Annotated in this window: 13 protein-coding genes and 1 pseudogene; 3 read left to right on the top strand and 11 right to left on the bottom strand. The window is 70.3% G+C overall.

Going from position 1 to position 13,436, the window contains the following annotated elements:
- Positions 1 to 169 precede the first annotated feature (169 nt).
- The 10 genes and pseudogenes from E5N76_RS30950 to E5N76_RS05690 all read right to left on the bottom strand — a co-directional run bounded on the left by E5N76_RS30950 (position 170) and on the right by E5N76_RS05690 (position 8,647).
- Complete coding sequence (locus tag E5N76_RS30950; RefSeq protein WP_149536341.1) at positions 170 to 1,189, bottom strand: YncE family protein; 1,020 nt, start codon at positions 1,187 to 1,189, stop codon at positions 170 to 172.
- 264 nt (positions 1,190 to 1,453) lie between these two features.
- Positions 1,454 to 1,885: a peptide-methionine (R)-S-oxide reductase MsrB gene (msrB, locus tag E5N76_RS05725; protein ID WP_149536340.1), complete on the bottom strand. Its 432-nt coding sequence runs from the start codon at positions 1,883 to 1,885 to the stop codon at positions 1,454 to 1,456.
- 12 nt (positions 1,886 to 1,897) lie between these two features.
- Positions 1,898 to 2,440, bottom strand: coding sequence for a peptide-methionine (S)-S-oxide reductase MsrA (msrA, locus tag E5N76_RS05720; protein ID WP_149536339.1), 543 nt, complete (start codon positions 2,438 to 2,440; stop codon positions 1,898 to 1,900).
- 256 nt (positions 2,441 to 2,696) lie between these two features.
- Positions 2,697 to 3,500 carry an ABC transporter ATP-binding protein gene (locus E5N76_RS05715; protein ID WP_235907581.1) on the bottom strand — a complete coding sequence of 268 codons (804 nt, stop codon included), beginning with the start codon at positions 3,498 to 3,500 and terminating at the stop codon, positions 2,697 to 2,699.
- A gap of 4 nt (positions 3,501 to 3,504) precedes the next feature.
- Positions 3,505 to 4,299 carry an ABC transporter permease gene (locus tag E5N76_RS05710; protein WP_149536338.1) on the bottom strand — a complete coding sequence of 265 codons (795 nt, stop codon included), beginning with the start codon at positions 4,297 to 4,299 and terminating at the stop codon, positions 3,505 to 3,507.
- Complete coding sequence (locus E5N76_RS05705; RefSeq protein ID WP_149536337.1) at positions 4,296 to 5,315, bottom strand: ABC transporter substrate-binding protein; 1,020 nt, start codon at positions 5,313 to 5,315, stop codon at positions 4,296 to 4,298. The genes E5N76_RS05710 and E5N76_RS05705 overlap by 4 nt, the downstream gene beginning before the upstream one ends.
- A 34-nt stretch (positions 5,316 to 5,349) precedes the next feature.
- On the bottom strand, positions 5,350 to 5,865 hold the full coding sequence (locus E5N76_RS30295) for a substrate-binding domain-containing protein (protein WP_235907580.1): 516 nt from the start codon (positions 5,863 to 5,865) through the stop codon (positions 5,350 to 5,352).
- A gap of 73 nt (positions 5,866 to 5,938) precedes the next feature.
- Positions 5,939 to 6,367, bottom strand: a pseudogene (locus tag E5N76_RS31345) (ABC transporter substrate-binding protein); the annotation flags it as partial.
- An 11-nt stretch (positions 6,368 to 6,378) separates the two neighbouring features.
- Positions 6,379 to 7,458 (bottom strand): pyrimidine utilization protein A, encoded by a 1,080-nt coding sequence (gene rutA, locus E5N76_RS05695; protein WP_149536335.1) that lies wholly within the window; start codon positions 7,456 to 7,458, stop codon positions 6,379 to 6,381.
- Between the two features lie 142 nt (positions 7,459 to 7,600).
- A complete protein-coding gene (locus tag E5N76_RS05690; protein WP_187829995.1) occupies positions 7,601 to 8,647 on the bottom strand; it encodes a glycosyltransferase family 2 protein in 1,047 nt (348 codons plus the stop codon).
- A 270-nt stretch (positions 8,648 to 8,917) separates the two neighbouring features.
- Here E5N76_RS05690 and E5N76_RS05685 point away from each other — a divergent pair, with 270 nt between their 5' ends.
- Together E5N76_RS05685 and E5N76_RS05680 are read left to right on the top strand one after the other, a co-directional pair.
- Positions 8,918 to 10,378 (top strand): oligosaccharide flippase family protein, encoded by a 1,461-nt coding sequence (locus tag E5N76_RS05685; RefSeq protein ID WP_149536333.1) that lies wholly within the window; start codon positions 8,918 to 8,920, stop codon positions 10,376 to 10,378.
- Positions 10,379 to 10,520: 142 nt separating this feature from the next.
- On the top strand, positions 10,521 to 11,600 hold the full coding sequence (locus E5N76_RS05680; RefSeq protein WP_149536332.1) for a glycosyltransferase family 4 protein: 1,080 nt from the start codon (positions 10,521 to 10,523) through the stop codon (positions 11,598 to 11,600).
- 145 nt (positions 11,601 to 11,745) lie between these two features.
- On the opposite strand, the gene E5N76_RS05675 is transcribed toward E5N76_RS05680, so the two are convergent.
- On the bottom strand, positions 11,746 to 12,129 hold the full coding sequence (locus E5N76_RS05675) for a TfoX/Sxy family protein (RefSeq protein WP_149536331.1): 384 nt from the start codon (positions 12,127 to 12,129) through the stop codon (positions 11,746 to 11,748).
- 326 nt (positions 12,130 to 12,455) lie between these two features.
- Between E5N76_RS05675 and E5N76_RS05670 the strand changes: the two genes are divergently transcribed.
- A complete protein-coding gene (locus E5N76_RS05670) occupies positions 12,456 to 13,265 on the top strand; it encodes an MBL fold metallo-hydrolase (protein ID WP_149536330.1) in 810 nt (269 codons plus the stop codon).
- Positions 13,266 to 13,436 lie beyond the last annotated feature (171 nt).

The following is a 13,436-nucleotide window of genomic DNA, read 5'->3' as shown; positions in this document are numbered from 1 at the left end:
CGCCCAAGGGGGGCGCTGCCCCCCTTGGAACCCCCCGCCAAGGGCCGAAAGGCCCCTGGACCCCTTGAGTTTTGCGTCTCGACCGTCGCGCCCGGACTCCCGGTTTCCAAAGGCCCTTCGGCCTTTGGCGGAGGGAGCTCGAGGGAGGCAGCGCCTCCCTCGACACCCCTCATCGCAACGCGGCCGGCACCACCCCCGGCACCATCACCGGGGTGGACGGCGCCTCCACCACCGGCACCGGCGCCGGCGGCAGAGGCTCCTCCCGCGGCTGCACGAAGATGCCATGCGGCGACCGCCCGACCGGGATGGTTTCCGCCTCCCCCGTCGCCGGGTCCACCACCGCCACCCGCGCCACCCAGCGCAGCGTCACCCATAATTTCCCATCCGGCGCAAAGGCGATGCAATCCGGCCCGCCCGGCAGCTCCCAGCGCGCCCGCACCTCCAGCGTGTCCGGGTCCAGCACCGTCAGCCGGCTGTCCACCCGGCTGGTGGCGTAGAGCGGCCCGCCATTCGGCGCCGCGAACACCGTATGCGCCCCGCGGGCGGTCTGGATGCTGCGCTCCACCTTGCCGTCCGCCGGGTTCACCACCGCCACCTGGTCGCTGCCCATGATGCCGACCAGCAGCTTGCCCTGGTGCCACAGCACGCCGGCAGGCTGCGGCCCCACCTCCGTCACCCAGCCGGGGCGGCGGGTGGTGAGGTCGATCGCCATCAGCCGCCGCGCGCCCTGCAGGGTGACGAAGACCATGCGGCTATCCGGCGAGAAGGCCAGGTGGCTGGGCTTGTCCGGCACCTTCAGCCGGGCCAGCAGGGTGCGCGTTCCGGCCTCATAGATATCCACCTGGTCCCGGCGCAGGCTGGTGACGACCAAGTACTGGCCGTCCGGGCTGTAATCCAGATGGTAGGGGTTGCTGATCCGCTCCCGCCGGGCCAGCTCGGCCGTGTCCGGGTTCAGGAAAAGCAGCTCATTGGCCATAGAATCGCCGACGACGAGCTCGGTCCGTTCCGGGTTGAGCAGCAGGTGGTGCACCTCCCGCAGCACGGGGATGCGGCGCACCTCCTCGCGCGTCGTGCTTTCCAGCACGGTGATGGAAGCATCGCCGGAATTCAGCACATAGACCAGATCGGCCCTGGCCAGGCTGGGGAGGAGAAGCCCGGCGAGGAGGAGCGCGAGGGGGGCGCGCCGCATGGGTGACTCTTGTCCTGGTAACCGCCCCATGGATTCCGCGCGCTCCCGCAATTGGCAAGTGCCGTTATGTGGCGGCAGGCATTGCCCGGGTGTTGGCCTGATCCCCCGCCCACGACGTTCGCCGGGCTTTCAGCGGACGGAGCGGACAAGCGGGCACCGAAGACAGGGGCCCTCTGCCCTGGGGCCGCAGGACCGCAGACGCTTCCGCCTTGCCACCGGAGCGGAAGCGGCCAGGCCGCTTCCCGGTTCCGCGGGGCCAGGCGGCTATTCCTCCGCCGGTTCGAAGCGCAGGGAAACGCCGTTCATGCAGTAGCGCAGGCCGGTGGGAGGCGGGCCGTCCGGGAAGACATGGCCCAGATGGCCGCCGCATTGCGCGCAATGCACCTCCGTCCGGGTCATGAAGAAGCTGCGGTCCGTGCTGGTGCCGACATGGCCCTCGATCGGGGCGAAGAAGCTCGGCCAGCCCGTGCCGCTTTCGAATTTCGTTCCGGCATCAAACAGCGGCGTGCCGCAGCCGGCGCAAAGGAAGGTGCCGGGGCGCTTTTCCGCATTCAGCGGGCTGGTGCCGGCGCGTTCTGTGCCGTGTTCCCGCAGCACGCGGTAGGCTTCGGGGGAAAGCTCCCGCCGCCATTCCGCTTTCGGCTTGGTGACGGGGTAGTCGGCCGCCGGGGCGGCCTGCTTGCCGAACAGGGCCATGACCAGAGGTCCTTACGCCGCCGGCCGCTTCAGGCGTTCGGCGAAGGTTTTGCGGAATTTCGCCACCTTGGGGGCGATAACGACGCGGCAATAGCCGCTCCAGGGCGTGCGGGCGAAATAATCCTGATGCTCCGCCTCGCCCGGCCAGAAGCGGGTGAGCGGTTCCACCTGGGTCACCAGCGGGGCGCCCCAGATGCCGGCGGCCTCGATTTCCGCCATAACCTGTTTTGCCGTCTCCGCCTGGGCCTCCGAATGGGTCAGGATGATGGAACGGTATTGCGGGCCGACATCGGCGCCCTGGCGGTCCTTGGTGGTGGGGTCGTGGATGGTGAAGAAGACCCGCAGCAGATCGGCATAGGAGATCACGGTGGGGTCGAAGGTGATCTGCACCACCTCCGCATGGCCGGTCTGCTTGCCGCAGACTTCCTCATAGCTGGGGTTTTCCGTGTGCCCGCCGGCATAGCCGGAGACCACGGCGGAGACGCCGTTCAGTTCCCGATAGACGGCATCCAGGCACCAGAAGCACCCGCCGCCGAGGGTCGCCAGTTCCGTCATCGCCGCCTCCTTGGTTCGGCCCCGAAGATGGGGGCGGGAGGGGGTTCGGTCCAGGGTCCCGGAAGGTTACCCCCGTGCCGGGTCAGCCGACGGTCACCGCTACCTGCGCCGCCTGTTGCGCCGGCGCGGCTTTGCCGCGGCGGCCTGTGCGACCCGCCGCCGTCTGTACCGTCTACGGGCCCCATGGCGGCGCGTAGCGCCCGCCAGGGGCGAAAGCCGGGGCCCCCGCGACGGCGCGAAGCGACGTCGTGGGGAGCTAGATGACGCCCAGCTTCTGCACCTCCGCCCGCACCAGCAGCTTGATCTCCTTCTCCAACCTGACGAAGTCGGCATCGGAGCGTTCGCGCGGCCGCGGCAGGTCGAGGTCGAAGATCTGCTTCACGGCGCCGGGCCTGGTCGCCATCACCACGATGCGGTCGGCGAGGAAGATCGCCTCGCTGATCGAATGGGTGACGAAGACCACCGTCTTCCGCTCATGCTCCCAGATGCGGAGCATCTCCTCCTGCAGAGTCTCGCGCGTCTGGGCATCGAGGGCGCCGAAGGGCTCGTCCATCAGCAGCACGGACGGATCATTGGCCAGTGCCCGGGCGATGGCCACGCGCTGCTTCATGCCGCCGGAAAGGTTGCCCGGGTACTTGCTCTCATGCCCCGCCAGCCCGACCATCGCCAGGTAGCGCTTGGCGATCTCCCGCTGCTTCGCCTTCGGCATGCCCTTCAGCATCGGGCCGAAGGCGACGTTGTCGATCGCGGTGCGCCAGGGGAAGAGCGCGTATTCCTGGAACACCACGCCACGGTCGGCGGAGGGCCCCTGCACCGCCCTGCCATCCACCAGCACCTGGCCGGCGGAAGGCTGGGTGAAACCGGCAATCATGTTCAGCAGGGTGGACTTGCCGCAGCCCGAGGGGCCGAGCAAACACGTAAAGCTGTTCTCGTAGAGATCGAGGTCCACGCCCTTCAGCGCCACCATGTCGCCGAAGCGCTTCTCCGCCCCGCGGATGCTGATCTTCACCCGGCGGCTGTCGGTGGCGGCGGCAGGCGCCTCCGCAAGCATCGCGTCCATGGCCCTATCCCCTTGTCGCCACGCGCCAGCGCAGCAGCCAGCCTTCCACGCTGCGCAGCAGGATGTTCACCCCGAAGCCGATCAGCCCGATAACCACGGCGCCGAGCAGCATCTGCGACACCATGAAGAAGGTGCGCGCATCATTGATCATGTAGCCCAGGCCGCTATCGGCCGCGATGAACTCCGCCGCCACGATGACGAAGAAGGACAGGCCGAAGCCGAGGCGGAGCCCGGTGATGATGGAGGGCGTCGCCGCCGGCAGCACCACATGGCGGAACAGGTCCGCCCGGCTGGCGCCGAGCGAGGAGGCGGCGCGCAGCAGCACCGGATCCACGTATTTGATGCCCTCCACCGTGGTGGTGAAGACCGGGAAGAAGGCGGCGTAGGCGATGAAGGCGATCTTCGACATCTCGCCGATGCCGAACCACAGCACCATCATCGGCAGGAAGGCGAGCGGCGGGATCGGCCGCAGCAGCTCGATCATCGGCTCCACCAGCCGCTCCAGCGGCCGCCAGGTGCCGACGGCCAGGCCGACCACGACCCCGGCGATGGCGGCGATCGCAAAGCCCTGGAGCACCCGCGCCATGCTGGCCAGGATGTTGTCCTGCAGCTCCCCGCTCTGCCAGGCGGCGATGCCGGCCTTCACCACCTCGATCGGCGTCGGCAGCAGGACCGGGTTGAAGAACTTCCACCAATGGGCGTTGCCCATGGAGACGACGAACCAGATGGCGAGGAAGAGCAGGATGGCGACGCAGCGCATCCCGCCCGTGCTCAGCCGCTTGCGCCATTCCGCGCTCATGCCCCGGCCCGCCAGGTGACGTTGTCGGGGGCGACCTTCTCCAGCACCACCGGGGTGATGCCGCTCTCCGGCGTCTGCGAGACGGGGATGCGCTTGATGCCCACGGCCCAGTCATTGGTGAAGCGGTAGCTGTTCACCAGCGGCCGGTCGATCAGCACGCCGTAGCGATTGGCCTCCGTCATCACCTTCAACGGCTCCGGGTCGATGCGCAGCACCCGCTGCAGCGCCGGCATGCAGGCGGCGCGGTCCGCCTTGAAGCGCGCATCCGCCTTGATCAGGGCGCGCAGCAGCGCCTGCAACGTGTTCGGCTTGCCGTCGATCCAGCTCTGATTGGCCAGGATGACGGAGTGGGAATAGAGCAGCTTCTCCGTCTCCGGCAGCACCACCTTCTGGCCGGTGAAGTAATGCGCCCCGCCGGTCGCGAAGAGCGTGCCGCCCATCGTCGTCAGGCGATAAAGGAAGGGCTGCCAGGCGAGCAGGATGTCCACATCGCCCTTGGAGGCAGCGATGACGCCTTCGCTCGGCGCCATCGGCACCATCTGCAGCTTGGTGTGGTCGAAGCCGAAGCGCTGCGCCAGCTTCACGAACATCAGCGGGCTGTTGTTGCCCTGGGTGAAGGCGACGCGCTTGCCTTCGAGCTCCTTGAGGTTGCCGATCCTGCAATTCGGCCCCAGCACGATGCCCTGGGTGTCGGAGATGTCGGCGAGGCCGGTCAGGATCTTCACCGGCATGTTCTGCCCCGCCAGCGCGATCTGGCCGAGCTGGCTGCCGACGCCGATGGGAAAGCCGCTGCCCATCACCGTCAGCACGTCGCCGCCGGAGGGCTGCCAGCGGAAGGTGAGGTTGATCCCCTCCTCTCGGAACAGCCCGAAATGCTCGGCGACGGCGAGCTGCATGCCGAGCTGCGGATCGCGCACGCCGAGAAATTCGAACTCCTTCTCCTCCGGCGCCGCATGGGCCAGCGTCGGCGGGATGATGAGGGCGGGGGCGGCGAGGAGGAGGCGGCGGGAGATCATGCGGCGGAGCTCCGGTAAAGGCGGCGTGCGGCCCTCAGGCCGCCGGCTTCCAGGTGGCGAGCGTCGGATCGATCAGCTCCACGATCTTCGTGGTGAAGCAATCCTCCGGCTTCGGCGGCTCCGGGATGCGCTTGATGTTCATCGCCCATTCGCTCTGGAAGCGGTGGCTGGCGATCAGCGCCGGGGAGATGCCGATGGCGTATTTGTTGGCGTTGACCATCACCGCCAGCGCATCCGCATCCACGCGCAACACCCGCTGCAGTGCCGCCATCGCCCGCGGCCGGTCGTTGTTGATGACCTCCGTCGCCTTCACCAGGGCGCGCACCAGCGCTGCCAGGGTGTTCGGCTTCGTGTCGATCCACTCCTGCGTCGCCATCAGCGTGGAGTGGTTGTAGAGCGGCTTGTTGTCCTCCGGCATCACCTGCGGCTGGCCGGTGACGTAGAGCGTGCCGCCGGTGCAGTACATGCTGCCACCCATGGAGACGAGGCGGAACAGGTTGGGCTGCCAGCCGAGCAGGCCGTGGACGTCGCCCTTGGAGGCCGCGACCACGCCTTCCGACTGGTGACTGGTCGAAGCCGAACATGTCGGCGAGCTTGGCCAGCAGCACCACCTGGCTGTTGCCCTGGGTGAAGGCGAGGCGCTTGCCCTCCAGCTCCTTCGGGCTCGCCAACTTCACGCCCGGGCTGAGGACGAAGCCCTGGGTCTCGGCGATGTCGGCGAGCATAGTGATGCTCCTGATCGGCAGCTTCTGGCCGCCGAACACCACCTGGGTGAAGCTGCCGCCGACGCCGATGGGGGCCGAGCCGCCGCCCATGATGGTCAGCGTATCGGCGGCCGATTGCGTCCAGCGGATGGCGGGCTCGATGCCCTCCGCCTTGAACAGGCCGAGCTGGTCGGCGACGGCGAGCTGTGCGCCGAGCTGCGGATCGCGCACGCCGATGATCTCGAAGCTCTTCGTCTCCGGCGTGGCGGCACGGCCCGGCGCCGGCAGGGCAAGGGTCCCAATCGCGCCCAGGGACGCGCCGAGCGTGGCGCGGCGGGTGGTCTGCATGGTCACTCTCCTCAGGCCGCTGCCATGACGTGGCGGCGGCTCTTCATCAGGGGCTGGATGCGGGTGCCGAATTGCTCCATGCCGATGACGAAATCGTCGAAGGTCAGCATGACACCGCGCAGCCCGGGGATTTCGGACAACTCGTCCAGCAGCTTCGCCACGGTGGCGTAGCTGCCGACGAAGACGCCCTGGTTGGTCGGGTAGCGGTCGCCCTGCAGCTTCTGGCGGTTGGCGGTGGCGTAGGGATCGGTGGTCTTGTCGGCGCCGGCCTGGCTGTTGCGCCAGGCCATCGCCTCCTCGTCGAAGCCGTCGCAATAGTGCTGCCACTTGGCCTGCGCCGCCTCGTCGGTCTCGTCGGCGACGATCATCTGCATCACCAGCGCGCCGACGTCGCGGCCGGTCTTTTCCGTCGCCGCCACCAGCCGGGCGATCGAGGGCGCGACGCGCTGCGGCTGGTTCACCCCGAAGCCGACGCAGAAATTGAAATCGCCATATTCGGCGGCGAATTGCGTGCCCTTGTCCGACTGCGCCGCGCAGATGATGGGGATGCGGGCGGAGGGCATGGGCAGCAGCTGGCAATCCTCCATCTGGAAGAAGCGGCCGCGGAAATTGCTTTCCCCATGCGCCCAGAGCTCGCGCATGACGTCGACATATTCGGCGCAGTACTGGTAGCGGTTGTTGAAGTGCTCGGTGCCCGGCCAGATGCCCATCTGGCTGTACTCCGCCTCCTGCCAGCCGGAGACGATGTTCACCCCGAAGCGGCCCGGCGCGATGCTGTCGATCGTCACCGCCATGCGCGCGGCGATCGGCGGCGGCATGGTGAGCACGGCGATGGAGGCGAAGAGCTTGATCCGCTGCGTCACCGAAGCGAGGCCGGCCATCAGCGTGAAGCTTTCCAGGCCGTAGTCCCAGAAGCGGCTCGGCCCGCCGAAGCCGTGCAGCTTGATCATCGACAGCGCGAAGTCGAGGCCGAAGCCTTCCGCCGCCTGCACGATGCGGCGGTTGAGATCGAAGCTCGGCAGGTATTGCGGGGAGGTGGTGGAGGTCAGCCAGCCATTATTGTTGATGGGAATGAAAACGCCGACATCCATAGCCCTGCTCCTGAGTCCTCAGGCGCCGTTTGAGCAATCGTCATGCCAGGAAGCAGTGCGGGCTGAGCCTCGGTGGCGCGGCGCCAAGCCTCAGGGAGCCGCGCCAGCCTGCCTAGCGCAAAGGCAGAGTGACCCGTACCGGTCAGGCGGAGGCCGGGCGGGGCGCCATCGCCACCGCCCGCGCCCGCTGCCGCGCCAGCCGCCATTGCCGTTCCGTCCGCAGCAGCAGCAGCAGGAATTGCCAGGCGCCGACCTGCCGGCGGATGGCCCGGCGCTTGTGCCAGATGGCGGGCAGGCCGGCGAAGCCCTCCGCCGCCCCGGCGAAATAGGCGCCGAGATTCCGCCGCAGCCACGGCCGCCGCCCGCTCAGCCCTTGCAGCACCAGCCCGGCCTGCCCTGCCACCGCCAGCGGGAACGCCAGCGGCAGCAGGGCCAGCGGCATCGCCTTGAAGAAGGCCCAGCAGCAATTCCGCGCCGAAAGCCGCAGCGTGAAGCCGGTGGGCACCCCGCCGGTGGACGCCGTGCCGAGATGAAAGACCCGCGCCGCCGGAATGGCGAGGCCCTGATGCCCCGCCAGCACCGCCCGCAGCGCGAAATCCACATCCTCCACATAGGCGAAGAAATCTTCGTCGAACGCACCGATCTCGGCGAAGAGGTCGCGGCGGTAGAAGCTGGCGGCGGCGCAGGCGGAGAGGATGGGAAAGGGCGCCTCATACTGGCCGGCGTCGCGCTCCCCCTCGCCGATCTTGCAGGGCACGCCATAGAAGGTGAAGCCATCCGCCACGCAGTCGATGACGCGGCGGTCATGGAAATCCAGCAGCTTGGAGGCGGCGAAGCTGACCTCCGGGCGGCGGTCCAGCTCCGCCATCGCCGCCGCCAGCCAATCGGGCGCGGCTTCCGTGTCGTTGTTCAGCAGCGCCACCCAGGCGCCGCGGGCGGCGGCGATGCCGGCATTCACCCCGCCGGCGAAGCCGAGGTTGCGCGGCAGGGCGACCACCCGCACTTCCGGATAGTCGCGCGCCAGCAGGGCGGCGCTGCCATCGCTGGAGCCGTTCTCCACCACCACCACCTCGAAGTCGCGGAAGGCCTGGCAGCGCAGGCTCTCCAGGCAGGTCGGCAGCAGATGCGCGCCGTTCCAATTGGGGATGACCACCGTCACCCGGGGCACGGCGGCAGGGGGCCTCTCCATCATCGGGCGGTCCTAGCGGCTGGGGGGCGGCGGCGCCAGGGTTTAGGGCCGCCCGAGACCCGGCTTGGAGGCGCGTCGCGGGCGGTGCCGGTAGTCGGCTTTGAGGGGCCGCACCCCACCCCGGCCCTCCCCCGCGGAGCGGGGGAGGGAGGCGGCAGGTCGAAGCTGCAGACTCAGGGCGGGGTCCAGGGGCTGCGCCCCTGGTAAGGGGTCCGGGGGCGAAGCCCCCGCCCTTGCCCTCCGCCCTCCGCCGCGCTTCATCCCCGCCTCATGTCCCCGCCCGACCACGCCGCGGAGCCCCTGCACCTGGCTGCCCGCCGCGTGGCGCGCGGCGCGGCGATACTGGCTGCCAGCCAGATCCTCGCCCGGGCCATCGGCATGGGTTTCACCCTGGCCCTCGCCCATCTGCTGCCGATCGAGGCTTTCGGCACCTGGAACCTCGCCCTTTCCGCCCTGGTGCTGGCCGGGCTGCTGCAGGATGCCGGCCTCTCCCGCAGCGTGGTGAAGGAGGTGGCGCGCAACCCCGCCAGCGCCGCCGCCTGGATCGGCCGCCTGCTGCCGCTGAAGCTCGGCCTCGGCCTGCTCGCCGCGCCGCTGCTGCCGCTGCTGGCCTGGGCGGCGGGCTATGGGGCGGAGGTGGTGCTGGTCATCGCCGTCATCGGCCTGGCCCTGCCGGCGGCCAATCTCTGGCTGCTGCTGGAGAATGCAGGCCAGGGGCTGCACGCCATCCGAGCGCTCGCCCGCGGTGCCCTGGCCACGGCGGCGCTGCAGACGCTGTGCGGCCTGCTCGCCGCCTGGCTCAGCGGCGGCGCGCTGCCGGCCATCGCCGCCGGCTTCGTGCTGGCGGGGCTGCTGAACCTCGCCTTGCTCTGGCGCTGGGTCGGGCGCCTCGCCGGCCCGCTCCGCTGGCAATGGGCGCCGGGCTTCGCCTGGCGGGTGCTGCGGGACTCCCTGCCCTATCTCGGCGTCGCGCTGGCCGCGGCGGCGCTGGGGCGGATGGAGATGCTGCTGCTCGGCCTTCTGGCAGGCGAGGCGGAAGTCGCCCTCTTCACCGCCGGCTTCAAGCTGTTCGAGGCCGCGCTCTTCCTGGTCCATGCCGTGCAGATCGCGCTCAACCCGACCCTGGCGCGGCTGATCCAGGCGGACCGCCCCGGCTTCGCCCGCTGGTTCGGCTGGCAGATGAGCCTGCCCGCCGCGCTGCTGCTGCCGGCGGCAGCGCTCGCCCTGCCGGTCTCCGGCCTGCTCATCCACCTGCTCTATCCGGCGGGCTATGGGATGGCGGTGGGATCGCTGGCACTGCTGGCCATGGCGCTGCCGGTGGTCGCGCTTCAGCTCCTGGCCAATGGCGCGCTGGTGCTGACGGACCGGCAGGGGCTGGTGCTGCTCCTCCAGGGGGGGGTGGTGGCGGCGCAGATCGGGCTGAATTTATGGCTCATTCCGCGTCTCGGGGCGGGGGGCGCGGCGCTGGCCCTGGCGGGCAGCCAGGCGCTCGGCGCCGGGCTCGGCCTCTGGCTGGTGCGGCGCCTGCTGCTGCCGGGCTGGGGCGCGCTGGCCCCCGTGCTGCGCGTCCTGGCGGTGCAGGCGGCAGCCATCGGCCTCGGGCTTGCGACGGCGCTGCTCCTCCGGCATTCGGGGATGGCGGTGGCCGTTGCCGCCCTGGCCTGGGCGGCCGGGCTCGCGACCATTCGCTTCCGGCTGCTGCCGCCCGAGGCCATATCGGAGCGGAGGTGAAGCGAAAGGCGGCCCCAAGGTTCATGCGGCGAGAACCGGCGCCAGGGCCGATGCGGGTTGCGTTGGTGCGCCAATCATTTCACTTCCATACATAAACGATCTGCCGGACCGACCCCAGCCCTACCCCTTCGCAAAGGTCACGATGCCGCGCCTCTCCGTCCTCTTCATTGCCGCGCATCCGGTCGAGGGGCCTTCGACGCGCTTCCGCATCCACCAGTACCTGCCGGCGCTGGCCCAGGCGGGGATCAGGGCGGAGTTGCGGCCTTTCCTCTCTTCCCGCTTCGCCCCCCTCGCCTACCGCCCCGGCCTCGCGCCGAAGCTCGGCATCACCGCGCTCGGCGCGCTGGGACGGCTGGGGGATCTGGTGCGGGCCAGCCGTGCTGACCTCGTCTATGTGCTGCGGGAGGCTTTCCCGGTGGGGCCGGAGATCTTCGAGCGCGCCATGGCGGCGCTGAGCGGCCGGCTTGCCTTCGATTTCGACGATGCGATCTGGGAACGCTCCTTCAACATCGACAACCCGATCGACCGGCTGCGGGATTTCGAGCGGCCGGCGCGGCTGATCGCCCGCGCCAACCGCACCGTCGTGGGCAGCGACTACCTGGCCGCCTATGCCCGGCGGCATGCGCCGGCGGAGCGGGTGGTGCTGATCCCGACCGTGGTGGATACGGAGAGCTTCCGCCCCGCCCCGCGCCCGCCGGATGGCAGGCTGGTGGTGGGCTGGATCGGCACGCCGCGCAACACCGCCTATCTGCGCGCCATCTGGCCCGGCCTGGCGGAGGCGGCGCGGCGCGACCCCCGGCTGCACTATTGCTTCGTCGGCGCCGAGCCCTTCCCGACCGGCGAGGTGCAGGCAGAGTTCCGCCACTGGACGCTGGAAAGCGAGATCGCCGACATCCAGGGCTTCGACATCGGCATCATGCCCCTGCCGGACGACCCGCAGACGCGGGGGAAATGTGGCTTCAAGATCATCGAATACATGGCCTGCGGCCTGCCGGCGGTGGCCAGCCCGGTAGGCGCGAATGTCGAGGTGATGCGGGCGGGCGAGACCGGGCTGCTGGCGAATGGCAACGCGGAATGGGCGGAGGCGCTGTACCGCCTGGCCGGCGATGCCGTGCTGCGCCGGGCGATGGGGGAGGCGGGGCGGGCACGGGCGGTGGCGGAATACTCGCTGGCGGCCATGACGCCGCGATTCATCGCGACCATCGAGGCGGCGGCGGGCTGAACGCGCGCGACTGCGAGAGGGGGCTCTGCCCCTCCCGGGCTCACCCCGCCAAAGGCCGAAAGGCCTTTCGAAACCTCGAGTTTCAGGCGCGACGGTGCGACGTCCCGACTCTCGGGACCTGCGGACGGGCCGCGGTCCCGGGCGATCACGCTCTGCCGCGCGGTGCCCGGCCGCGCCCTGGCGCCTTGCCCGGCTTCTTCGCCGCCACCCGCCGCGCCGCCGCCAGGGCGGCGCGGGCCCAGGCGAGCAATTCATCGGCCTCATCCAGCAACTGGTCCGGCACGCGCCAATAGGCCAGCTCTACCACCCGCCCCTGCCGCTCATAGCTGAAGGGCGTGGACCCGGCGGCAGCGAAGCATTCCCGGTTCTGCTCGTCGCCGCGCAGATAGAGCGTCTCCGCCACCACCAGGCCGAACATCACCCCATGGCAGAACACGCCGGCGCCGCCGAACATGCGTCGCATGGTGACCGGGCCCAGAGGGGCGAGCTGCTCGGCGAGGAAAGCCGTGAAGCTCTCGCTGACCGCCATCGCCGCTCCCCGAGCCGTCCCCCGCGCCAGTCTGGCGCGGCCGGCGCCCGGCGTCACCCTGTGGCGATGGCCCTTCCGGCGCGCAGCCCGCGACCCGTTCCTGGCGGGGAGGGGTGTGAGGGGCTCGCGCGGCGTCCTGGTGTCAGCGGTTGCCGTGCCTCCCTCGCCGGTCCACCACGCGGCGGCTGACGGCCGGGTTGCCGCCAGCGTGCGCCGCACTGCGAGCCTCATCGCCGGGCTGGCGATCCGGCCGGGGATCGGGAAGATCGGAGGAGCGTCGCCGGCACGGCTCCCGGCAAGGCAGGCAGCCCGGCAATGGAGGACCCATGCAACGAACCGGATCAGGCGTGAATTTCGCCCGCTACGCCCTGGGCGAGATGACCATCCTCGCCCTGCGCGACGGGCATGTGGACATGCCGCCCAGCCGGCTGCGCCAGGAGGGAGACCGCCCCTTCGGCACCGACCTGCCCGCCTCGGTGCAACTGGTGGGCGGGAAGCTGCGGCTTTCGGTGAACGCCTTCCTCGTCATCGCCAGGGGCCGCCACATCCTGATCGACACCGGTGCCGGCAATGCCTGGGAACCGAGCATGGGCCTGCTGCCCGCCGCCCTGGAAGAGGCCGGGGTGGCGCGCGAGGCGATCGGGACCGTCGCCTTCACCCATACCCATCTGGACCATGTCGCCGGGCTGGTGGCGGCGGATGGAACGGAGAGCTTCCCGCCGGCGACGCGCCTGCTGGTGCCGGAGGCGGAGCTGCCGCTCTTCCGCCGGTCGGGAAGGCTGGCGCGGTTCCGCGCGCGCTGCACCGGCTTCGCGCCGGGCTTCGAGCTGGCCGAGGGCATCACCGCCCTCGCCGCCCATGGCCATGAGGTGGGGCATACGGCGTTCGAGGTGACGAGCGGCGGCGAGACGCTGCTGATCTGGGGCGACATCGTGCATGTGCCCTCCATGCAGTTCAGCCGGCCGGAGCTCACCTGGGAATTCGATGCCGACCAGGCGCAGGCGCGGGCCGCAAGGCGGGAGATGCTGGCCCGCGCGGCACGGCCCGGCTGCTGCGTCGCCGGGGCGCATCTGGATTTCCCCGGCATCGGCAGCGTGGCGGCGGAGGGGGAGGGCTACGCGTTCACGCCCCTGTAGCGCGGCTGTTTAGCCGCCAGGAAGATCGGGGGCGCTGCCCCCCGCCCCCCAGCAGGGGGCTCTGCCCCCTGCACCCCCGCCGGGGCCAGGACCTGGCCCCGGACCCCGGTCCGAGTTTCAGACCCGAGGGTTCAACCTGCGGACTCAGGGCGGGGTCCGGCGGGGTGCAGG

Origin of the sequence: Siccirubricoccus phaeus (assembly GCF_008360935.1) — a bacterium.
GTDB lineage: Bacteria > Pseudomonadota > Alphaproteobacteria > Acetobacterales > Acetobacteraceae > Siccirubricoccus > Siccirubricoccus phaeus.
The sequence above is the reverse complement of the archived record's forward strand: the minus strand, read 5'-3'. Positions and strand labels throughout refer to the sequence as shown.